Origin of the sequence: Sinorhizobium sp. 8-89 (assembly GCF_030124325.1) — a bacterium.
Taxonomy (GTDB): domain Bacteria; phylum Pseudomonadota; class Alphaproteobacteria; order Rhizobiales; family Rhizobiaceae; genus Sinorhizobium.
The window spans coordinates 82,920-104,969 of record NZ_JASKLR010000016.1 but is presented as its reverse complement, the minus strand read 5'-3'; the positions used below and the strand labels follow the sequence as shown (position 1 = coordinate 104,969).

General features: G+C 62.9%; 19 protein-coding genes, 1 tRNA gene and 1 pseudogene. 5 read left to right on the top strand and 16 right to left on the bottom strand.

All coding sequences use genetic code 11. The features are described 5' to 3' along the window. The first annotated feature begins 69 nt into the window (after positions 1–69). Positions 70–1,521: a PLP-dependent aminotransferase family protein gene (locus QN219_RS24380; RefSeq protein WP_405052235.1), complete on the top strand. Its 1,452-nt coding sequence runs from the start codon at positions 70–72 to the stop codon at positions 1,519–1,521. Positions 1,522–1,680: 159 nt separating this feature from the next. Here the strand turns inward: QN219_RS24380 and QN219_RS24375 are convergent, their stop codons facing one another. From QN219_RS24375 to QN219_RS24360, 4 genes are all read right to left on the bottom strand, one after another. Next, positions 1,681–2,478: a DUF1194 domain-containing protein gene (locus tag QN219_RS24375; RefSeq protein ID WP_284002644.1), complete on the bottom strand. Its 798-nt coding sequence runs from the start codon at positions 2,476–2,478 to the stop codon at positions 1,681–1,683. Between the two features lie 361 nt (positions 2,479–2,839). After that, positions 2,840–3,505: a pentapeptide repeat-containing protein gene (locus QN219_RS24370; protein WP_284002666.1), complete on the bottom strand. Its 666-nt coding sequence runs from the start codon at positions 3,503–3,505 to the stop codon at positions 2,840–2,842. Positions 3,506–3,948: 443 nt separating this feature from the next. Further along, entirely contained in the window at positions 3,949–5,016 is a 1,068-nt protein-coding gene (locus QN219_RS24365; protein ID WP_405052234.1) for a Tim44 domain-containing protein, read from the bottom strand. Positions 5,017–5,355: 339 nt separating this feature from the next. After that, complete coding sequence (locus tag QN219_RS24360; RefSeq protein ID WP_284002642.1) at positions 5,356–6,015, bottom strand: DUF2278 family protein; 660 nt, start codon at positions 6,013–6,015, stop codon at positions 5,356–5,358. Between the two features lie 600 nt (positions 6,016–6,615). Here QN219_RS24360 and QN219_RS24355 point away from each other — a divergent pair. Continuing rightward, positions 6,616–7,428 (top strand): polysaccharide pyruvyl transferase family protein, encoded by an 813-nt coding sequence (locus QN219_RS24355; RefSeq protein ID WP_284002641.1) that lies wholly within the window; start codon positions 6,616–6,618, stop codon positions 7,426–7,428. A gap of 198 nt (positions 7,429–7,626) precedes the next feature. Further along, complete coding sequence (locus QN219_RS34275; RefSeq protein ID WP_405052227.1) at positions 7,627–7,995, top strand: GcrA family cell cycle regulator; 369 nt, start codon at positions 7,627–7,629, stop codon at positions 7,993–7,995. Between the two features lie 229 nt (positions 7,996–8,224). On the opposite strand, the gene QN219_RS24350 is transcribed toward QN219_RS34275, so the two are convergent. Both QN219_RS24350 and QN219_RS24345 read right to left on the bottom strand, forming a co-directional pair. Further along, positions 8,225–8,410 carry a hypothetical protein gene (locus QN219_RS24350; protein ID WP_284002640.1) on the bottom strand — a complete coding sequence of 62 codons (186 nt, stop codon included), beginning with the start codon at positions 8,408–8,410 and terminating at the stop codon, positions 8,225–8,227. Between the two features lie 199 nt (positions 8,411–8,609). Beyond that, complete coding sequence (locus QN219_RS24345; RefSeq protein WP_284002639.1) at positions 8,610–8,798, bottom strand: hypothetical protein; 189 nt, start codon at positions 8,796–8,798, stop codon at positions 8,610–8,612. A 589-nt stretch (positions 8,799–9,387) separates the two neighbouring features. Between QN219_RS24345 and QN219_RS24340 the strand changes: the two are divergent. After that, positions 9,388–9,510: pseudogene (locus QN219_RS24340) on the top strand (DUF2280 domain-containing protein); the annotation flags it as partial. A gap of 219 nt (positions 9,511–9,729) precedes the next feature. Here the strand turns inward: QN219_RS24340 and QN219_RS24335 are convergent. The 6 genes from QN219_RS24335 to QN219_RS24310 all read right to left on the bottom strand — a co-directional run bounded on the left by QN219_RS24335 (position 9,730) and on the right by QN219_RS24310 (position 16,554). Beyond that, positions 9,730–10,707, bottom strand: coding sequence for a glycosyltransferase family 2 protein (locus tag QN219_RS24335; RefSeq protein WP_284002665.1), 978 nt, complete (start codon positions 10,705–10,707; stop codon positions 9,730–9,732). 92 nt (positions 10,708–10,799) lie between these two features. After that, positions 10,800–12,851, bottom strand: a complete 2,052-nt coding sequence (locus tag QN219_RS24330) for an acyltransferase family protein (RefSeq protein WP_284002638.1) — start codon at positions 12,849–12,851, stop codon at positions 10,800–10,802. A gap of 176 nt (positions 12,852–13,027) precedes the next feature. After that, a complete protein-coding gene (locus tag QN219_RS24325) occupies positions 13,028–13,798 on the bottom strand; it encodes a Stf0 family sulfotransferase (RefSeq protein WP_284002637.1) in 771 nt (256 codons plus the stop codon). A 497-nt stretch (positions 13,799–14,295) separates the two neighbouring features. After that, entirely contained in the window at positions 14,296–15,444 is a 1,149-nt protein-coding gene (locus QN219_RS24320; RefSeq protein ID WP_284002636.1) for a GSCFA domain-containing protein, read from the bottom strand. 255 nt (positions 15,445–15,699) lie between these two features. After that, on the bottom strand, positions 15,700–16,053 hold the full coding sequence (locus QN219_RS24315) for a hypothetical protein (protein WP_284002635.1): 354 nt from the start codon (positions 16,051–16,053) through the stop codon (positions 15,700–15,702). A 425-nt stretch (positions 16,054–16,478) separates the two neighbouring features. Further along, positions 16,479–16,554, bottom strand: a tRNA-Lys gene (locus QN219_RS24310). 250 nt (positions 16,555–16,804) lie between these two features. Between QN219_RS24310 and QN219_RS24305 the strand changes: the two genes are divergently transcribed. After that, a complete protein-coding gene (locus QN219_RS24305) occupies positions 16,805–17,218 on the top strand; it encodes an OsmC family protein (protein ID WP_284002634.1) in 414 nt (137 codons plus the stop codon). Between the two features lie 79 nt (positions 17,219–17,297). Here the strand turns inward: QN219_RS24305 and QN219_RS24300 are convergent, their stop codons facing one another. The 4 genes from QN219_RS24300 to QN219_RS24285 form a co-directional block, all read right to left on the bottom strand. Then, complete coding sequence (locus QN219_RS24300) at positions 17,298–18,101, bottom strand: endonuclease/exonuclease/phosphatase family protein (RefSeq protein ID WP_284002664.1); 804 nt, start codon at positions 18,099–18,101, stop codon at positions 17,298–17,300. 77 nt (positions 18,102–18,178) lie between these two features. Then, the gene (locus tag QN219_RS24295) at positions 18,179–19,096 is read right to left on the bottom strand and encodes a PhzF family phenazine biosynthesis protein (protein WP_284002633.1); all 918 of its coding nucleotides are present in this window, start codon (positions 19,094–19,096) and stop codon (positions 18,179–18,181) included. 415 nt (positions 19,097–19,511) lie between these two features. Then, positions 19,512–20,186 carry a methyltransferase domain-containing protein gene (locus tag QN219_RS24290; RefSeq protein ID WP_284002632.1) on the bottom strand — a complete coding sequence of 225 codons (675 nt, stop codon included), beginning with the start codon at positions 20,184–20,186 and terminating at the stop codon, positions 19,512–19,514. 188 nt (positions 20,187–20,374) lie between these two features. Then, positions 20,375–21,910, bottom strand: a complete 1,536-nt coding sequence (locus QN219_RS24285; RefSeq protein ID WP_284002631.1) for an FAD-dependent monooxygenase — start codon at positions 21,908–21,910, stop codon at positions 20,375–20,377. Between the last annotated feature and the right edge of the window lie 140 nt (positions 21,911–22,050).

The following is a 22,050-nucleotide window of genomic DNA, read 5'->3' as shown; positions in this document are numbered from 1 at the left end:
CGTCTTCATATGAACGCGCAGCGCTCTGGCGTCGCCAGAGACAATCCAGTACAGTTCGACAAAACTGTTGTGCTTCAGGGAGCAGTACGGATGGGTGCTACAGCGACGGGTGCAGGCGGCGGAACGCGCATCACGGCGGTGATGAACGCCATCCGCCAACGCATTGCCAACCGCAGCCTGACGCCGGGGGGCAAGCTGCCTTCGGTCCGGGCCTTCGCCACGACCATGCAGGTCTCGACCTCGACCGTGGTGGACGCCTATGAACGCCTGGTCGCCGAAGGCGTCATCGCGTCGAGGCCGGGCTCCGGCTTTTATGTCTCCGGGCAGGTGGCGCCCCTGGCCCTTGCCGAGATCGGACCCCGGCTCGATCGCGCGATCGATCCGCTGTGGGTCTCCCGGCAATCGCTCGAAAGCAGCGACCAGACGCTCAAGCCGGGCTGCGGCTGGCTTCCTCCTTCATGGATGCCCGAGGCGGCATTGCGGAGAGGCCTGCGAGGCCTGTCGCGGGCAGGCGACGCCGCGCTTACCGACTACGGGACACCGCTCGGTTTTCCGCCGCTCCGCCAGTTGCTCGCGCGGCGCATGATGGAGCGCGGCATCGAAGCGCCGCCCGACTGGATCATGCTCACGGAGTCGGGTACGCAGGCGATCGATCTCCTGTGCCGCTTCTTTCTGGAAACGGGCGATACGGTCCTCGTCGATGACTCGTGCTACTTCAACTTCCACGCGCTGCTGCGCGCCCACCGCGCCAGGATCGTCAGCGTGCCATATACGCCGACGGGGCCGGACATCGAGGCTTTCGCCCAAGTGGTCGCCGAGCACCGGCCGCGCCTCTACATTACCAACTCCGCCATCCACAATCCGACCGGTGCCGTGCTATCTCCCGTCGTTGCCCATCGGGTATTGAAGCTTGCGGACCAGTTCGACCTGACCATCGTCGAGGACGACATCTTTGCCGATTTCGAGCACACGCCCGCGCCAAGGCTGGCGGCGTTCGATGGCCTCAGCCGCGTCGTCCATATCGGCAGCTTCTCCAAGACGCTGTCGGCATCGGCGCGCTGCGGTTTCATCGCCGCGCGCCCGGAATGGATCGAGGGACTGGTGGACCTCAAGATCGCGACGTCGTTCGGCGGCGGACGCCTGTCGGCCGAGCTTACCTACAACGTGCTGCGGGACGGCGGCTATCGCAAGCATATGGAGGGACTGCGCGCGCGGCTCTCCCGCGCGATGGCCGAAACCGCCTCCAGGCTGAGAAAGCTCGGCATCGAACCCTGGCTGGAGCCGCAGTCCGGCATGTTTCTTTGGTGCCGGTTGCCCGCGGGGCTCGACGCCGCCGACATTGCCCGGGTGGCTCTGACGGAGAACGTGGTGCTCGCGCCCGGCAATGCCTTCAGCCTTTCCCAGTCGGCTCAGGAGTTCATGCGGTTCAACGTTTCGCAATGCCTGGACGATCGCGTGTTCCAGACGCTTGAGCGAGCGATCGAAAGGCGGACGTCGCGAGCTTCTTTGGTGCGGGCATGAGCACACGCGCGTGAAGTCAGTTGGGTGGTTTGTGTACGGCCACCCACCCTTCCTCATTGCTGTGCTCGTCACAGGAATGAGGACGAAGAGGAGATGCCTTTGCCGTGCGCCACCGACCAGGCAGCATTCAGCTGCCGTCGTGTACTGTGATGAAGCGATCTACCGGCCGATCGAGCGCTCCTGCAGTTCCTCGCCGATGAAGCAATTATAGGGCTGCCCGTACTGGACGGGCCTTGGCTTTGGCTCATCGAGCCCGTAGCGGCTCACCTTCAGCCCGGAAATCTCGATGACGAGCTTGGCGAGGATCGCCGCGGCAAACTCGTCGATGTGCTTCACCTTCAACAGGAAAGACCCGGGACCGCCGATGACGCACTCCCGGTAATAAACGTCGAGATCCGGGATCGATGCCGTATCCGGCGCGCTCCGCAGCATGACCGGGAGGCCGTCGATGGTGATCCCCTGGGCGATGGTATTGTTGCGGGCGAGAGGCGCCGGCGCGCCGGCATTGTTGGGCCCGTCGCCCGATATGTCGATGACGCGGCGGCTCGCGCGAAAGGGGCTGGCACGGAAAAGCGTCCGGCCGACCGCGAGCGTATTGGAGATCGAGGTGAAGGCGATGCGTCTCAGCGGCTGGAGCTGCAAGGTCTCGGCGAATTCCCGCGCGCTCGCAGCGTCGTGAAGCAGCGTCCAGGGTACGACCTGAACCGCCTTGCCGCCCCATTCGACATAGGTGACGGCAATCCTGCCTCGCGGCCCGCCACTCAATGCCTTGATCACCTCCTGACTGCGGAACGCCTCCACATAGCCGGCTCGCTGGACGCGGAGCTCCTCCATTTCCATCGAGTAGGAGACATCGACCGCGATGACGAGTTCGAGATCGACGGCAACGGTCTCGGCGGACCCGGCTCCGCCGAGGAGGCAGAGAGCAGCAGCAAGCGGCCACCGGCGTTTCATCATCGCAGGTCACCTTGGCGCGACGCAAATCCGCGCTGGACTACGATCTTATCCTCAAATTTCAGGAAGCACGCAGTGATCTCAACAGGCCGGCGCCTCCGGCCGAGAGGGCGATTTCCGCGCTTCCGACGCTGAGCGTGATACGGCCCCGCGATCGCGATTAACGTAACTGGCGCCGTCAGTCTCGGTCATCCGCAGTCACCTCGGGCTTGCTCCGAGGATCAAGCAGGCCAGCCGACGTCGCCCGCGAGCGAGATGGCGCTCGACCGAACAAGAGGAAGGGCCCGGCGCCGAACAACAATGTGGATGGCGCTACAGCCCGCTCAACTCACGTCGCGGCTTCGGCAACGACGGCAATGCCCCCTCAATCGTCGTCGGCCGGGCAAGGCCATTTGGCCGGCGCCGAAAGGCCGGCCGGCAGCTTCGTCGATGCGTCGCCGCAGGCGAGGTCGATCTGCGCCTGTTCAAGCCCCGTCGCGGCCGAAAGGTCGAGGCCTTCAATCCGGGTCAGGAACAGGAAGGCGCGGTCGAAATCGATCGGCCCTTCGAAGATCGCGCCGCTGAGCTTGGCCCGCGAGAGATTGGCCATCGAGAACTTGGTGCCCGTCAGTACGGCCTCGGTGAAATCGGCGCGGCCGAGTTCGGCCTTCTCGAAATCGGCGCCTGTCAGGCGCGCGCGCGTGAAGTCGGTGCGCTGCAGTTCGGAGCTCACGAAAGACGCGCCCTCGGCGGAAATGCCGGAAAAGTTACCGCGATAGGCCTCGACCCTGGTGAAATTCGCCTTGTCCGCGACGGCGCCGGCGAGCGAGGCGCGCACCAGCGTGGCCTTTTCGAGATTTGCCGAACGAAGCATGGCCCGCCTGAGATCAGTGAGCGTGAAATCGGTACTGGCCAGGTTGCTGCCCTGCAGGTCGCTACCGCCGAGCATGAGCTGCCGCTTGTTGCAATCATGCCAGTCCGTTTCCGGTCCGGTAGAGCTCTTGCAGTCCGCCGCATTCTGGGCATGGCCGGCGAAGGTCAAAGCCGCCATTGCGACGACGAGCGCCGCCGCCCCGAGCACGAGCTGCGATGCTCGGCCCGTCGTCGAATCGCCCGCTCCTCCTGCTCGCGAAATCAAACCGGTCGAGCCTCCCGACGTCTTGCCCGCGATGTCCATCCTGTTGCTCCAACGCCTCGTAACAAAAAGAATTTTCCAGCAATTCAAGGCGTTACGCCGATCATTGCCCGACAGAAAAGACACGCAATGATCGCCTTCGTCAAGACCGTGCGCGCGTCCGGACGCATACCGAAAGCGGTCGCGGCACGTCGAGCGGAATGAGGAGGCGTGTGCCCGGTTTTCCGCCCGCATCCCGCTCTCGGTTCTCAGAATCGATGACATGATTTTACGCTCAAGCCGGGCTCGGCTTAAGCGATTATGCAGTCGACGATTCACGAAATCGGGAACGGCGGTCGGAAACCGCCGAAAACCGTGCGTCAGGCCTGGACGCCCTGGATGGCGGAGACCTGCCATTCGGCGCCGGGCTTGCGCTGGAAGGTCCAAAGCTCGACCGCCTCGGTGAGGTTGTCGGCGTCGCCGCTGACAACGCGGCCGGTCGAGCGCTCGCGGATCACGTCGATGCTCTCGTAGCGCATCGCAACGGTCGCGTAATCGGTGCCGTTCTCGCGCCAGGCTTCCGCGACATCGCCCTGGACGAGATGGACGTCGCGAACCTCGTTCTTGAGCCCGGTCGTCGCGTTCTCGCTCAGTTCCTCGGCGAGGTAGGACATCGCCTCCGGCGTGGTCAGCCGACGCAGCGCCGCGTAGTCCTCGGCGCCATAGGCCGCCTGCACCTCCTTCAGCATCGCCTCGAAGCGATCGAGGTCGCGCTGGTTGATGCCGATTTCATCCGTCTTGCCCGACGCTGCGGCGGACGAGTGTGCGGCGGCGGAAGCCGCGGTGGCACCCTGCCCGCTCGCGCTCGCTGCCCTTCCCGTCCCCTCGCCTATGCTGCCCGTCCCCTCGCCTATGCCTTTTCCCTCGCCGATGCTCGGGATGCGGAAGGATGGCGTACCGGAAGAAGCGGCGGAGGAGCGGGCCGAGGCACTGGCGCCGGAATAGGCCGGGCGCTGGCTGCCGCCAAAGAACCGCATCGCCAGCATGATCGCGCCGATGATCAGCCCTACCTGCAGGAGCAGGCCGAGGAAGCCGATGCCGCCGCCAAGGCCGTGGCCGAGAAGCATGCCGATCAGGCCGCCCATCATCAGGCCGCCGAGCATGGAGCCGCCGAAGCTGTTGAAGAAGCCGGGCCTCTGGTTGGTCCGATTCTGCGCGGCGGGGTTCGTCGCGGGATTGGTCGTCGGAGCGGGCCGCGGCGTCATCGTCCGCTCGATCGGCGCGGCATTGGTCGGCGCCGTGCGGGTCGCCGGCGCGGTGGAAAAAGTGCGGCTGCCGCGCGAGCCGAAGCCGCCGCCCGCCCGCCGTGCCTCGGCCACGTCGACCACCGTCATCATGACCGTGAGGCCAACCGCGACCATTGCCAGAACTCGTCCAAAACGCTGCATGCCATCCATTCCCGTTGTTCCTCCAGCCGGCGGTCCCGGCCCGTGCATGGTTCAAAGAGAAACCATGCCGCAATTCAAAATGCTGCAGCGACCTTTATGCCTCTGAAGAGACGCACGGCGCCGCAAAAGGCCATATAGCGATTTCCGGCGTCAAGTTTAAGAGCACAAGTCGGATTTCCCTGCCTTGCGGTACGCCGCAACAGCCTTCCGCGTTCCCGCGCGTGTCACCTGGCGGGCGATCCGTAGCCGCCGGCATTCACGCCATCGGTCGGCTCAAGTCTTCCGCGGCGCGTCCGCGCCGTGAATGACGCAGCTTTCAGCGCTTGAAAGAGGAGACGCCTACACCGGGCGCCCTTGCGCATCGGTCCGGTAGGATTGCGTCCTGAATTTGTTGAGGAAGGCCGTGAACATGCCGGACGTGCTCTCGATGATCGTCGCTCCGTCCTGCCAGATGCCGTTCTCGGCGGTGAATGTCGATGTGACCGGGTCTCCCTGGTTCTGGTGTATGTTATGAACGCCGAGGCCGACATTGAAAGGCTCGCCGAAGACATAGCAGCGCGCGGCATTGGTCAGCACGCCTTCGAGATCTGTCAGCGCGTCGATGCCGAGGCCCTTGTTCCACGGCGGGTTCCAGCGGATGAAATCGAGAAGGCGGGAGAGGACGCTGTTGTGTCGGACGAAGAGGATGCCGAGCGGCGGGTGCAGCATCGTCGAGCGGATATAGTCGAGCGCGCCGGAACTGTCGTTGGAGGCAAGCGTGTGCCACCCATTGGCAAGCTGGCTGAACTGGCTCATCGCGCCGGCTGCAAGCGCAACCACGCGCCATTCGATCCCGTTCGGCATGTTCTTCGGATCGACGTCGATCGCGCAGTGGTAGGGCCCTTGCGGCGTGCCGACAATCAGATTGCCGTGGTAGTAGCGCCCGAAATCATCGGGATCGTCGCGAAAATAATCGAGCTTCGTGCCGATCACGAGCCCATAGCCATCCTTTAACGGCATGTCGCGCCCTCCCCGGTTAGAGCGGGATGAGGAAAAGTGTGTAGCGGTTTTCCGTTCGCATCCCGCGTTTCAAGAAAGCGGGATGAGGAAAAGTGTGTAGCGGTTTTCCGTCCGCATCCCGTGTTTAAAAAAAGCAGGATGAGGAAAAGCGTGAAGCGGCTTTCCAACTCCAGCAAACTTACCATGGGTTGTGAGCTTCCGGTAGCATTGCCGGGTCGCTGCAACTCTTCGGCACGACCTTCCTCTCGGGTCAAGGATTCCGGTATTCACGACTTGATTAGCGTTTTGAAATGGAAGTTTGCGCGCGGCATCGCGGCACTCTACGATCTCCACGTCCACCCGGAAGAAGCCGTTCAATTCCAAGCCGTAAGGCCCGTTTTGAGAATACCGGTCGACAATCGACTGCTGCGTGATTTCTCAGCCCATTTAAGGACAAAATCATGCAGCACTGCACAGTCGGCGACCTTTGCGTGTCGGATAACACGCGAAGTCCGGTTGATGACCACGGTGCTGCGAATGACGCGATGGATGCGGCATTCGCAAGCGATCGAGAGTGATGCTTCCCAATGGGCCTGATGAACAGGCCTCACAGGAGTTTGCGTGCGCAAAGTGAAGGTGTTTTCGGCCACCGTCGGCGAGAGCTTCGGCAAGACCATCGAGAACTTCGGCGATAATCTGATGGCCGATATTCTCCAGAACCTGTTTTCGGTCGATCCGGTCTATGTCGAACCCGCGCACGCGGAGCTCATCGGCGTCGGCAGCATCATCGACGCCTACTATCGATACAGCCGCAAGAAATACGCGTTCTGGCGCAAGCGCCCCTGGAGAACGTTGCACGTCTGGGGCTCGGGTTTCATGCACGCCGGTACACCGGCGCTCTGGCCGCAGCGCCTCGTCTTTGATGCGGTTCGCGGCGAATTGTCGAAGGCAAGGATCGCGCCCGACCGAGATATCGCGCTCGGCGATCCGGCGATCCTGTTGCCGCTGATCTGGCCCAGGAAAAACATCGCCACGTCGGAAGTCGTGGTCATCCCGCACTTCGTCACCTACCAGACCTTTCTGGAGCGCTATGGAACGTCCCTGCCCAGGCACTGGAGGGTTCTCAACCTTCTTGGCGACCCGCAGAAGATTTGCGAGGCGATCTCCGCCAGCGACCTGGTGATCTCAAGCAGTCTCCACGGCCTCATCGTCGCCGACGCCTATGGCGTGCCCTCGATCTGGATGGAGCCCCACGGTAAGATAAAGGGCGATGGCTTCAAGTTTGCGGATTATTTCAGCTTCCGCGGCGCGCCCCTCCCCGGTCCCGTCGATTTCGATAGCCTGCTGACGACTGGCGGAGTGGTCGGCAACGCTCCCGCCGTTCCATCCGCGGAGACGATTGATCGCCTGATGCGTTCCTTTCCGTTCCGTTGATCCCATGCGGTTGAGTCAGAGCCGCGAAGGATGACCCCGCGCTTGCGGTTGCTGCTGCCGCACAGTGGATCGACGTGGCAAACCGCATCCTCCTCGCGAGTTGGGGATACCGCGTCAAGTCATTCACGGCGCGCCGTGGCTGGATCCGTGTGGCAGGCGCAGAGGTGACGGAGCGTGTTGTCATAGCGGAGCCACGAAATGGTGAGTGTTCACGGTCGCGGTTCGCGCTTGGGTGTCAGCCGAAACGTGATCGTAGGGATCGCATTTCGAAATCGCGCGTTTTTCCCGGAGAAACAACGATCTAGGAGTACCAGGCCCCAAAAGGGCCCACCGGCTCCAAGGAAGGTCGAGACGCGCAAGCCGTATACGCCGCACCAGGCAGAGCCAATCCCGGCCTCCGATTACGATGTGAAGCGTCTGCCCTTTGCCAAACGCCTGGAGGATTTGCTCCCCGGCGAATGCAAGTGGCCCCTTAACAAGGGCGGCCCGTACATATTCTGCGCAGCCAAGGCTGCCGGCAAATACTGCCAGCACCATCATTCCAGAGCATTGAAGAGGGGAAAATGAAGAGATCACGTTGGTACGCAATCAGGACCGCGCCTGGCTTTCAGCGCATCGCCGCCGCGAACGAGCGTCTTCCGGAGCGCCGGCGCATGGAATTGATCATCGAGCGGAACTGCCGCAAAGATGGTTTCGACATCTTCATGCCATCGTTCTACGCCGAGCTGAAGCATCAGCCTTACCCTGTATGCATGAAGGCCAAGCCGGGAAAGTGCAGCCTCCCGATGACCGCCATCTATGCGGCAGGGGAGGCAAACACCAGAACAATGGCGATGACGATCAGCAGCGGCCCCATCCATCGAAAGTGCCTTGTGAGTTGAGCGAGCCACGGAACCTGAGTGTTCGTCTGAACGTAGCCAAAGCCTGCCGCCGTCATCCAGAAACCGGCACAAACCATAATGATCTGGTCAATGTAGGCCATCTTTTCATCCCCAGGTTGCCATTTAGTCCTAGACGGCGCGGAAAATTCGCGCGTCTTGCGGCCAAAGGCAAGAATTAAGTTCCAGCGCCGGTTGAGCCGACGTCAAGCAGCCTCCGGCCGGGAAGCGGAAGAGATCCGGCAAATATCGCAGGCAGGGCAACTGGTAAGCCGCGTGGCTCATAACCTCGAAGTCCGGGTCCTATTCCTGCTCCCAGAGCATTTCCATGATCTCGTCGGGTGGTTCTTGAACCTGGAGCGTCACGCAGGTCCCGCTGTTAGCGGCGAAGGTGAGCGTGGTACGCTTCTTCCCTTCAACCCGCTGGAAGTGCATGACGTGGTCCATATTGATGAAGATCGGTCCATTGTTGTCGTGCAGTTCGAGCCACATGGGTCAGGTCCTCTTCGACGGTAAAGCGGTTTGCCGAAGTATAGCAGTGAACAAAGGCGAGTGGTGACTGATGCGACCGCAACCGCCAGCAGCAATGTTCGACGACATCTCGTCGCCAGCCTTCGCCCCAGCCGAGGAGATGCCAGACTGGGTAGAGGCAACCTTCCTCGACCCGGCATCGCCGGTCCACAACCCGGACCATGGAAGAGTTCGTGGGCGTCGTTCGTCGCTATGGCGCAGATGCTGCCGGCGTCCGTGCCATGGTCGACGCAGCCAACCAGAAGCCAGAGATCGCGCGAGTGCAGATGGCACATGCGTGCGGCACCTGCCAACTTAGGGTCGCCTAGTCCCGATCATTCACCATCGCGAACGCGCTGCCGGTAACGCTCTCGGTCCTCTTCGGTTGCTCCCGTCGAGAGGTCTTGCCCCGTTTCAATCCGGTGCGCGATAGGCTGCCATGGCCGCGCCGGGTTTTCTAGCTCCCAAAGCTTCTTTGCGCGGCGCTCTATTTCACGGTCCTGCACTTGTGCCTCCATCATCATTGCACGCGACCGCAGAGAGCATACCTTGATGGAGCCATTATATAGAGATGGCCAATCCGAAATATTCAGATGAAGTCAAAACCCACGTCGCGCAGGCGCTCGCTTGTTCCGATAGTCCGGCAGTCGTCGCAAAAGCAGTCAAGGCCGAGTTCGACGTCGTCATCAGCCCTCAAGCGGTATCGGGGATATCATCCCAACCAAACGGGCAGGGCAAAAGCTCTCGCGGCGATTCCGGGCCACCGGCGCTTGCCCATGCGCACCTCATTCCTGTGCCTGTCACAGGAATCCAGCCGCGCCGCGTCGGCGGCGAGAAGGCTCAAACTTTATCGCCGGCGCAGATGGAGATGCGCCCGCTCCGGCTGCTCCTCGCGCAGCGTTGCACACCTGTCTTAGTCCGGCGTGAACGAAATCGGGGCGATGAAACCCAGTTCGCGCAACTGCTTCGAGCCGGAAAACCGCACGGAGTCCGGGCTCTGGAAGTCGAACTCGCCGGAGTTCTGCAAATCGTCCAGCATCCGGCGATAGGCGGCGGCACCGTCGAAATATTGTCCGTCCGTCACCGCGTGTTCGATCTTCTCCCTGTAGTCGGAGAAGAACTTGAAGTGCAGCAGCACGCCGCAAACGGCCGGAAAATTCCGTTCGCAGGGAAGCGGTTGGTGGATGCTGACCCCCAGGCTGCAATCCTTGTCCCAGAAGATCAGCGGATATTTCATGAGTTCCAGCACATGCGCGAACTTCCGCTTGCGCGGCCCGCCGGTGATGCTGATCGCCCGCTTGGTATAGGTGATCTGATAGCCGGCGCCGTCGAAGTGATCGGCGATCTCCCAGGGCATCCGCGTATCCGTGCCGTCGAGCGTCGCCGAACCGAGCGGGCCGACCGGGTACATGTCGAGCATGGGGGCCGCGAGGCGCTTTTCGCCGCGCGCTTCGAGCGCCCGGATGAGATTGCGGAGCGGCTGGTGCTCGCAATCGTCGTAAATCAGGAATTCGTCCGAATCGACGTTCAGATACCAGCGGTCCTTGCCATAGCGCTCGAACAGCGTCTGGCGCCATTCGCGCCCGCGCCGGGCGTCCCGGTAGCGCAACGGCGAGCTCCAGACATCCACGTCCGGCTGCGAGCTGAGATATTCGCGCGTGCCGTCGGACGAAACGTCGTCGATGCAGATGAAGCGCGAAACGCCGAGCCTTCTGTAGTGGGCGAGAAAGGACGGCATCAGCTTCAAGTCGTTGTGCGTGTTGAAGACGACCGGAATGTCGTCCCGGCCGAGCGGCCGCGCACCGCCCTCGTTCAGGCACGTCATTTCGATCACGCGCTTGCGCTTGCGCTCGCGCGCCGCCAGCTTGAAGGATTCGTAGCGGGTGATGATCCGGTCGAGAAGGCTCCGTCGACCCCGCCCGTTCTCAAGTCCGGCCTGCCCTTTCTCAGGCCCGGAAAGCCGAAAGGGGTAGTGAAGATCCTTCAAAATCCGCTCCAGTTGCCGCTGCGATAGGTGCGTTTATCGGGATCGTCGCCGGAATTCAACTCGGCCGAACGCGACGCCACGAATCCGCAGTTCCCGTGCGGCGAGGACCGGCTGTCGTCGGGGCTTTGCGCGCAACCATGCGCGGCGGCAGCCACGAAAGCCCGGGAGAAATCCAGCGTCCTGCCGATATGCCGGGAGCCCTTCTCCGAAAAATGTCCGTCGTCCTCGTAGATCGGAACGCCGTCATCTTCCGCCCGGCAATTGCTGGCGTCGCAAAGATAGTCGGTGAAATTCAGCACGGGGAAATCGCGGGCGACGCTCTCCAGCACGGCCCGCACGTCCTTGTCGTGCGCCTCGACCGCTGCCACCGGCAGGTCGCATTCTCCGGAAGGCAGGCCGAGCAGGCGTGCCCGCGCGATGCAAAGTCCGGTGTTGCGCCCGTCCCTCGGAGGCGGACTCACCACGACGGGCTGGACGCCGTTCGAGCGGAGCCAGGCGAGCGTCGACTGAAAATTTTCCACGAGGAGTTCGGGGCTCGTGGCTGTGAGCCCTTTGCCGCGAAGGAACACCGTGTCCTCGCGCAGATACTGGGTCAGCGGCGAAGAGAGCACGACATATCTGACGGACTTGTGCGCCAGCAGGAAGCGGCGGACATCCTCGTTGTGGTCGAGGCATTGCTGCGGCCAATCAAGGGCGAGACTCGGGATGACGGGCGCCAGATCGAAAAACGGACCGCAGTTGTTTTTCGTCAATTGTACGAGACGCACATCGGGGTCCGAGGCGCGGGCGCCGTCGACGAGGTGCCGCGCAAAGGAATCGCCCCAGACGGCAATCTCGGGATTGTCGCCGGTGCTGCATTTGAGGCCGACGACGCCGTCGCAGTCCTTGCCGATGCCGACACTCGGCTCGTTCAAGCGGGCGAGTTCGAGGTTTCGCGCCTCGAAGCCGTCGCTCTGGTCGATCGACAAGCCGGCGATGACGGCGACTGCGCCCGCACCCAAGGTCATGGCAAAGACCGGTCGCCGGCCAAAGCGCCTGCGATCGCGGAAGGGCGTCTCGACATGGCGCCAGGTAAGATAGGCGAGCACAAAACAGAGCCCGATCAGGGCACCATAGCCTGCGGGCGTGATGTCGTCGTTGAGACGCAAGCGCGCGAAAGCCAGCACCGGCTGGTGCCAGAGATAAAGGCTGTAGCTGCAGAGCCCCACGGCGACGAGCGGCCTCATCGAAAGGCATTTTCCGGCAAGTGTGTCGGCCCGGCCAAAGGCGATGAAAGCCGCTGTTCCCACCACGACCGGCACCGTCGCCCAGCCCGGATAGGCCGCCGATTCGCGCACGAAAAGATAGGTCGCGACGATCGCCAGAAGGCCGAGCGCCGCAAGCACCTCACGGACCGGCTTTCCCACTTCGGCGTTTGACAGGCCGGAAAACGCGACCGCCGCTCCGAGAGCCAGCTCCCAGAACCGGCTTGGCAGCAAATAGAAATTTGCTGATGGGTCGAGGCGCGCGAGAACCTGCGTGGAGCCGAAGCTCAAGGCCGAAATCCCGAGGACCACAGCGAGGACGCTGGCCCCTGGGAAGCGGCGCAGGGCAATGAGCAGCAACGGGAACACGAGATAGAACTGCTCTTCGACCGCGAGCGACCACATATGCAGCAGCGGCATCTGGTCGGTGTCCGGTGAAAAATAACCCGTCTGATCCCAGAGCTGGAAATTGGAACCAAGCAGGCTTGTCGCGTAGAGCCCCTTGCCGAAAGTGTTGAGCTCGTGCGGCAGCATCCACATGAGGGCGAAGGCGGTGCAAACGGCGCAGACAAGCAGCAATGCCGGAGCAAGCCGCCTTGCGCGCCGCTCATAGAAGGAAACCACGCTGAACCGGCCGTCGCGGATCTCCTTGTCAATGATCGACGTAATCAGGAAGCCGCTGATGACGAAGAAGACATCGACACCGGCGAACCCGCCCGAGACAATGTCGAAACCTGCGTGAAACAAAAGCACTGGAACGACTGCAAGCGCGCGCAGGCCATCGACTTCGGGTCTGTACTGCATTCCTGGGGAGATTCCGTATCCGAGGGGTGTCGCCGGTTAACACGGCACCGGCAGCAAAGCTACGCCCCCGCATGCACGAACGCCCGGGTAACGCAGAAATGTTGGGGGAAGACGGCGGCTGCGCAAATCATCGCGGAAGTTTCCTCGCCGTTCGGGTCAGCTCGTGCCAATCGCCGCTAAAACGCGAACGGATACCGCGGCTCGAGCTTCCCGGTTGCCAGTTTCGCGAAATTGCGCATCTTGCCCGGAATGTGCTCGCGGCGATCATAGGCCCTGAGCAGGTCTCCAGACTGGCAATCCTCGTTGAAGCGGGCGATCCACTCCTCGGTGAGGCCGTCGCGCTGAATGACCATCCGGGTCTCGGCCTTCTCGGGCGGGGCAACGTGCAGATGTTCGGCGATATGCGCGATGAAGGGACTGGGGTCGCCGGCCAGATCCTCATAGACAAATTCGGTAAACGGCGCGCCGAGGAGGTCCAGATAGCTCTGCCAGAAATTGTAGCTCTCGCGGATATAGAAGAAGCAACGGGCGATCTGTTCGAAATCGTAGTGCGGCTCGGCCTTCGCTCCGCGATGAGCGGCAAAGGCGCGCGTCTGCCTTGCCCGCGCAAAGGAAATCGCCTGTCTCAGCGTGTCTCTCCGCCGAAGGAAGACGAGTGCCGTCTCGTGTTCGCAAAGGCAATGGCGGATGAAATCCCGGCCGTAGCGCTCCTGCGTCACGAAAAGCTGGTTCGGAAAGATTTTCATGCCGAACGTCCCGTTCGGGGTCGAGCACTTGCCGATGATTTCCCCGAAGAAGGCGTCGAAGGACAGCGCCGTTGTATCAAGACGATGCGCCTTCGGAGCGAGCCACTCGGCCGGCGATCCCATTCCGCCGGAATGGCCAAGGAGAGTACTCAGCCAGCTGGAGCCGCTTCTTGCTTCGGAGAGGATCAGATATCCGCGCATCAGGTTCCCAATATTAGGTTTCACTAAATGTGCCGCTAAGCGTCAATCTGGGCAATTTTTCGCTACGCAAGCCCGATTTTCCGGAAAAAGCGGGCGCCCAATGGCTGGCCCGCGCAAACATGCAACACCGCGCGGTCTTGCTTCGAGCCAGGAACGGTTATTCGATCGGCGGCCTGACGCTCAAATCGGTGCACCGCAGCCGCGAGCGGGAGCGCCAGGCGCCCGCGTTGTTCCTCTCTCGATTCAGTGCTATATTTAAGCTGTTCGATCGCGGGTGCCGGCACCCCTCCGTAGATCGTTCGCCTCGAGCGCGCTTGGCCCAAACAAGCGCGCTTTCGCGTTTGTGGCGGCGGGGTAAAAACTTGCAGCAACTCAGAATGCCACAGCGCCGCGCGTCCAGCCGGACGCGCAAAGACGCTGTAGATCATTTCATTGTTTCATTGACACAGAGAAATGATCTAACTCTTTGAAATGACGCAATTCCGGACGGAAGACCGCTACACAGTTTTCCCGGAATTGGGCCAGCGAGACTTCGGTTTCGACGCCGCCCCTTTGCCGACAAGACGCCTGACGATCGCCCCGAGACTCGAGGCAAGCCTGGCTCTCGAGAAAAGGGCATGGCCGTCCAGGGTCCTCGCCGATTGCAGCCGGGCGGCCCTCAGCGTCTTCTCGGCCTGGTCGATCGTCAGGTCGGTGTCGCAATAAGTCGCCTGAAACAGGTTCATCACCGCGGGCACGATCATGTTCTGCAGGTGCCTGCCGTCCTCGACGAAACGGTTCGGAAACACCTCGTTCACGATCTCATAGGCGGGGAAATAATAAAGGCGGCCCGCCCATTCATCGCCGCGATCGCGTATCGCCTCGTCGACGGCGGCCCGAATGATCGCCTTGGATGCCGAGTTGGCCGTCAGGCAGGCGACCGGCCGGAATGTTGCGACGAGCGGGATCGGCGAGACGGTGACGACGATCTTCGCCCGAGGCACATGCTTGCCGATAAGATCGATGATCTCCTGGATGCAGGCCTTCGTTTCGCCGAAGGTGCAGACGCGGAACTTATGCCGGCTCGGATCGTAATGCTTCATCGGAACGGCACGCCAGAAAACGCCGCCTGTCAGCTCATCGTACCAGATTTCCGACAGGCCGAACGTCAGGATGAAGACGTCCGTCTTCAGGAACACGTCCCGGGTGCGCGTCCGGATCTCTTCCGTGAGGTCGAATTCTTCGGCTTTGTAGCCGTGCCAGAGGTTTGTCGGCGGTGCTACGCCTTCGAGCGCCCAGCGGAATTGCTGGACGATCGAATGGACATTGACCAGCCCCTCGCCCATCAACGAGATGTAGATGTCGCGATCTCGGTTCTTGGATACATCGAACCCCAGCTTCGCAAGATGCTTGCTGATGTTCTCGGCAAAGCACGAGCCGAAGGCGGTAACGTTCGTCGTGGGAGAGATGAACGGCTTATCCGGGGTCCAGCCCTTCAACAGGAACCGCGACGCAAAGTCGTCCTTCACGTGATCGGAGCCGTACGGATTGAAGTTGCTGGCACTGCCCCGGAAAAAGGAAGATCCCATCGTCTTGGGAGCCTCTCCCGCCGGGACGACGGAGACCGTCTCCTGAAAACCGGAGTGGTCTATCGCCTTAATCGACATGATCGCCCCCTTGCCACGTGGCCGCGCGTGGACTTTAGTGAAGTGGCCTTTGTGGGGCAGCAGCCGCTGCGCTACTGCATGTTTCCTTAAATCCTAGCCGATTTAAGGATGAAACATGCAGCAATTCAAAGCACTAAAGCGCCCTGTGCGCGTCCGATAAGACGCGCGGCGCTGTAGAGCGGCAACAACCCCAATTGCGCCCTGCCCGATGGCATAAATGGAAATGGTGGGCCGAGTTTGGCGCGACAGTATACTCTAACCACGTATAACCCAGGCCCCAAGCACAAGCAGGATAAGTGGCGGGCCCAACAGCATCCCGCCGAAAAGCCAAGCCGTTTTCTGTAGCTGCCTGCCGGTCTGAAGTCGGCTCTCAATCTCATCCGGCACGACAATGCTCCCGCTTCCAGATGCGGCCCTTTCCCTCATGGATGCCACCTCTTTCTCGGCTTTCCAGCCGTCGGCGATCACCGCCCAGCCCTTGACGAAGATGGAGCTTCCGTCGGTCACGTCTCGCCGCCGCCCTTCGACCTCCACGTAGACGATCAATGTCAGCACCCAAAGCGCAGAGACGATCAACCACAGTCGAAAGAGGCCACGTAGGATATTCATCTTGTGCCCTACCTCACCACCGAGGATAGCACAGCGGCGATTGGCGACCAGATCATTTCATCGTTTTCACTGAAACGGCGAAATGATCTAACTCTTTGAAACGACACAATTCCGGACGGAAGATCGTTACCCACTTTTGCTGGAATTGCTTTAGGCCGTTCAATTCGGACCGCCACCCAGACGCGCAACAACACGCTGCGGGAACGACGCACGTCCACGGCCACCGGAGTGAGAGTCGGTGAACCACGGCGGAAACTGTTATTGTTCCGCGCGGACTCTCGGTGCCAACGGCAGAAAACTTAGGACGAGATCGGCAAGACGCCTGACTAGCCCGCCCAGCGCTTGCGTCCGGCGTTTGGCACATGTCGGAAAAGTCGGATGAACGAAAGGCGGAACCGCCGCAAGTCTTGGAAATAAGAGTTTTTTGGTGGGTGATCACGGGCTCGAACCGTGGACCCGCTGATTAAGAGTCAGCTGCTCTACCAACTGAGCTAATCACCCGTCCAGAACCGCGTCGCTGCGGTCTGGTGGGGCGTATAATGGCGTTCGTCCGGCTTGTCCAGCACCCTTTGCAAAATTTTCGGGAATTTTTCAAAGGCTCATCGCATGGCGGCGAAGCCGATGATGCGGGTGGTGTGGACGATGCCGTCTGGCCTTTTCCCCTCGTTGGGGCGGCGCCGCGGCTGCGCAAAACCGCTCACGCTTGGCTCCGTCCCGCTCTAAACTCCACCTCTCGACAGGAGGAAAGATGATGGCGTCCATGACGGTTGAACTGCGAAATGTCGAAGGCACGGAGGCGGCGATCGGCTGGGCCGGGAGCCATACGGTCGTCGTCGACCGGCCGGAGGGCAAGGCGGGCGGACGCGGGCTCGGCTTCAACGGCGCGCAGCTGCTGGCGCTGGCACTTGGCGGCTGCTTCTGCAACGATCTTCGTTACGCCGCGCACCAGACGGGCGCCGCCCTCGGCAAGATCGCCGTCAGCGTTACGGTCGAGCTCGAAGGAGAGCCGCTGCTGACAACGGCCGCGACCATGTCGGTCAACTGCGAAACGCTCGACGGCTCCGATCCGCAGGCGATCATCGATCGCGCCAAGGCTATCTGCATGGTTGCCAACACGCTCAAAAAGGGCGTTCCGGTGGAGATCCGGTCGGCTGCCGCTGCCTGATCGCTTGAGTTCGAAATTCAAAGTCTTGCGCTGATCTGTAGCGCCGGAAAGACGCACGGCGCTGTCGCCTGCCGCTCGCCTATCCCACCTCGACGAGCAGTGCCCGGTGGTCCGAAACCTCCGGCTCTTCGACCACGTCGAAACGGTTGACCTTCACCTCCGGCGTGACCAAGAGGTAATCGGCGAAGCGGTTCTCCTTTTCGTAGTAGGAGGTCCGGGTATCCGTGAAGCCGCGTGACGTCACGAGCTCGGTAAGCCCGAGCTTTCCCAGCACCTCGAAAGTCTCGCTTCCCGGCAGGACGTTGAAGTCGCCGCAGATGACCAGCCTTTCGTTGTCGCGCCTCACTCGCTCCACCAGCCCGACCAGCGCCTCCGCCTGTGCCTGACGCGCCGGCGTGTCCCCCTTGCCGGCAAGATCGCGCAGGCCATGCATATGGGCGATGGTGATGGTGAACCCATCCTCATAGCTCATCAGCCGTAGGCAATGGGCGTTTCGCGCACGCGGATGCGCGCCCCAGCCATCCGCCGAAAAGCCGCCATAGACGAAGTCGAGCGCCTGGCCGATGACGGCGAGCGACTTGCGCACGAAGGTCGCGAGCCCGAACTGGGCGAGGACCCGCTCCCCGCCGTCGAAGAGCTCGCCCCGCGCCGTCGGGCAATAGAACGCGTCGTGCCCGGGAAGAACGGCGGTGATCTCGTCGAAGAGATTGGCGCGTTGCGGCAGTTCGACCCCGCGGTCGCGATAGACCAGCCAGTCGGCCGTCGAGCCGGTCGTGCGCGTTACCTCCTGCAGGCAGAGGACATCCGCCTCGCTATCGGCGAGATAGGGGATCAGCGGCGCATGCACCCGGCCGCCCCATGCGTTCAGCGAAATTATGCGCAGTGCCATGGCCTCCCTCCGCGCACCCGGAACATGCGCCTGTGTAGCGGTTTTCCGTCCGGATTGCGTGGCTTCAAAGACTAGATTGCCAGTTCGCCGCTCGCGACCTTCACCGCATGGCCGCCGATGCGGGCAGTCGCGATCTTGCCGCCGGCGATGTCGAGATGCAGGTGGATGAAGGACGGGCGGCCCATCTCCACCCCCTGCTCGATCAGGATCGGGTGGTGCCCGTCGACGAGTTCGTCGAAAAGATGGATGGCGCCCGAAAGGGCGGCGGCGGCCGAGCCGGTCGCCGGATCCTCGACCGCGCCCATCTCCGGCTTGAACATGCGGGCGTGGAACCGCGCCATGTGGTTGATGCCGCCGCGGCAGTAGAGATAGGCGGCGGCGAGCCGCCCTTCGGCGAGCGGCGCAAGCTGTTCCCAGCGTTGCGCATCGAATTCCACCGCCGCCACCGCGCCGACATCGTGCAGCGGCACCATGACGAAGGGCACGCCCGCGCTCCAGAATGAGATCACATGGTTCTCGAAACCGATCTGCGTCGCCTTCAGGCTCAGCGCATCGGCGATCGCGTGCTTGTCGAAGCGCGCCTCGAGCTGGCTCGGCTTGCGCGGCAGGTCGAATTCCGCAAATGCCGCCTCGCCCGGCTTCAGCCGCACGGCCGAGCGCACCGGGCCCACCCGCTCCTCCAGCACCTGCATGAGGTCGAGCGCCTTGCCGAATTCGCCATGCGCGGCCTCCGCGAGCGCCACAGCCGCGCCGACGGTCGGATGTCCGGCGAAGGGGAGCTCGTGCGCCGGCGTGAAGATCCTCAGCCGCGCCGAATGGGCGGCACTTCCCGGCTGCTGCAGGAACACCGTTTCCGAAAGATTGAATTCCTGGGCGATCGCCTGCATGGCCCCGTCGCTCAAGCCATCGCCGTCGAACACCACGGCAAGGGGATTGCCCTCCAGACGCTTCCGCGTGAAAACGTCGTAGATCGCATATCGCCGTGTCATCAATGCCCCCCTCACCGGTATTGCACGTTTCCCTGGATCGGTCCCGATTTGAGGAAGCCGTGCAGAAATTCAAATGCTGTGGCGGCGTCTGCGCGTCTGGTCAGACGCGCCGCGCCGTCGCGCGCATGCCCCTGAAGAACCGACCGGCCTTGTATAGGAATCACGCGCGTTCCAGCGTCGTGCCGCACGCCCCGGAGCATCCATCCGCTGGCATTGCGGCATACTCCACCGAAGACCTTGCAATGCCATCGCGCGGGCGGCAAGGCAAAAAGCATTGAACATGAACGCCGCCGACCCGTGCCTGTCGCGAAAAGGATCGGCCCTGACCTAACGTCGGCCAGCCGATCGGACATAAGAAACCTGGCACAGCTGATTGAAAAACGACGACTCTCTGCCTTCGATCCTTGTTGGGAAATCATTTTCCGGGGTATCGATGAGCAGGCGCCTCCCTTCTGCGCCACGGCTCTTCGGTCACGTGCCGGAACACGCTGAACTGGAAGGATTGCCTCGAGCCCCAAGGGGTCGTGTGTTCATGCCTGCGCGAGCTGACAAGCTTGAAGGCGCTGCCGAGCGTTTCGGCCAGGCTCTCCGGGCTGTAGCGCATCACCGGCAGGCCGCTGCAGCGCTCCGGCCCGTCCGGGCCAAAGGTCGCAATGATGGCGTGGCCCCCGGCCCTCAGCCCTTCGCTCAAGTGCGCGACATAGGCGGCCCGGTCATGTTTCTCCGTGAGGAAATGGAACGCCGCCCGGTCGTGCCAGATCTCGTAGGTCGCCGTTGGCCGCCATGCCGTGATGTCCGCGACGATCCAGCGGACGCGTGCGGCGCGCTCGCCAAGCCGGCTTCTCGCCGCCGCGAGCGCGGCCTCCGACAGGTCCAGGACAGTGATGGCCCGAAATCCCCGGTCGCAAAGATGATCCACAAGGCGGGAGGCCCCGCCGCCGATGTCGATGATCAACGTCTCGGACGTCGCGCCGAGGACGGCGATCAGTTCCAGCGACGGCGCCGGATTTTCCTCGAACCAGCTAACCTCGTCCTCGCCCTTGCCGCGATAGACCTTCTCCCAATGGGCCCGACGGCTTTCACGCCTCATGTGCCCTCCTCCGCCCGGGCGGATGCCGACTAAATCGTCGTCCTCCGCGAACGCAAGCATGCCGCTGCCGATCCATGATTCCCTAAATCGGAGCCGATTTGAGGGCAAAATCATGCGGCATTTTCGACGTTTCGCGGCGGTCAGACGCGTGGCGCTGCTGATGTGCATCTGGACCGCCGCAAGGTCATTCACGTCACGGACGCACCGGGCTCGATGGCGAACGCCTCGATATAGCGCAGGAGCGGTGCCGGGTCCTGCGCCTCCACGGCCACCGCCACATGGCCGTCCGGGCGCAGCAGATAGGCGGCGTCGCGGCTGAGGCCCGCCTCGGCGGCGGCCGGCGTGAAGGGGAAGGCATGGACCGGGATTCCGGTCGGCGCGAGCGCCGCGCGGAAGGCCGGACTGGCCGCGCCATAGACATGAACCTGCCAGTCGAGCGACGAAAGCGGCGCGAAGTTGTCGCCCGATAGGGCCTCGACGTAGGGCAGCCGATCGCCGCCGCGGACCCGGCCGGCCCCGCCGCGGCTGATCGCAGCGTCGCGGTAGGTGATGCCGATCTGCGACACGGTCCGGAACGCAAACCGCGCGCCCGCGGGGGTGGCGACCAGCAGGGCGATCGTTCGAGGCATGAGATAACGGCGCCAGAGACCCGCGAGCACCGAGCGGCTGGTCAACACCCGGAACGCCCGGTCAGTGCTTGCGACCAGCCGCCGGGCGAAGGCGATCCGCTCCGGCTCGTAGCTGTCGATGAGCCGCGCGTCCGCGCGCCGGCCGAGAACGGCGGCAAGCTTCCAGCCGAGGTTGACGGCGTCGCCGATCCCGGTATTCATGCCCTGGCCGCCGGCGGGGCTATGGATATGGCCGGCGTCGCCGGCGATAAACACCCGGCCCACGCGGAAACGCTCGGCGACCCGATGGTGCAGGCGATAGGTCGAGAACCAGTTGACCGCCTTGACGGCGACGCCGGTGATCCGCTCGACCTCGACACGGATCGTCTCGAAAGTGATCTTCTCCTCCGCCGCATTCTCTGCCGGCACGATGCCGATCAGCCGCACCGAGCCCGACTGGCGCACCGGCAGCACGATCGCGAAGCCGTGCGTATCAAGGCACACGTTCAGGCCGTCGCGGGCGATTACACCCTCCACCTCGACATCGGCGACGTAGAAGGACTGTTCGTAGGTGCCGCCCGGAAAGCCGAGCTTTAGGCCGTGGCGCACCGTGCTGCTCGCGCCGTCCGCCCCGCATAGATAGGCGGCCCGGATGACCTCGCTGGCGCCGTCCTTCACCACCGTCGCCGTCACGGCCGCCGCATCCTGCTCGAAGCTCATGAGTTCGGCGCGCCGCTCGACCGCAACGCCCGCCTTTTCGAGATGCCGGACCAGAATGCGCTCGTGAATGTCCTGCGGCAGCGCGAAGGCGAAGGGATAGCGGCTGAGCCCCGCGCCGAAATCACCGAGCTTCAGCGTCGCCGCGACGCCTGACGGCGTGCGCACGGCAAGCCGCTCGACACGGATGCCGGCGGCGAGCACATCGTCGACGATGCCCAATTGGCGATAAAATTCGAGCGTGCGCGCCTGCACCGCGATCGCGCGCGAGGTTTCGCCCGGCCCGGACGCCTTGTCGATGATCCGGAGATCGACCCCGCACCGCCTCAGCCACAGCGCCAGCACCAGCCCCGTCGGCCCGGCGCCGACGATCAGAACCTGCGTGACGGAAGACTCCACCCTGCCTCTCTCCTCACCTCACGGCGAAACACGCAACGGCCGGCTGCCACGTGCGCCCCCCGAAGGCGCGCCTTCGCCTCGGCGGCAGGCTTACCACAAGCGGCGGGACTTGACCTAAGCTTGCATTGTTTCGCACGCGC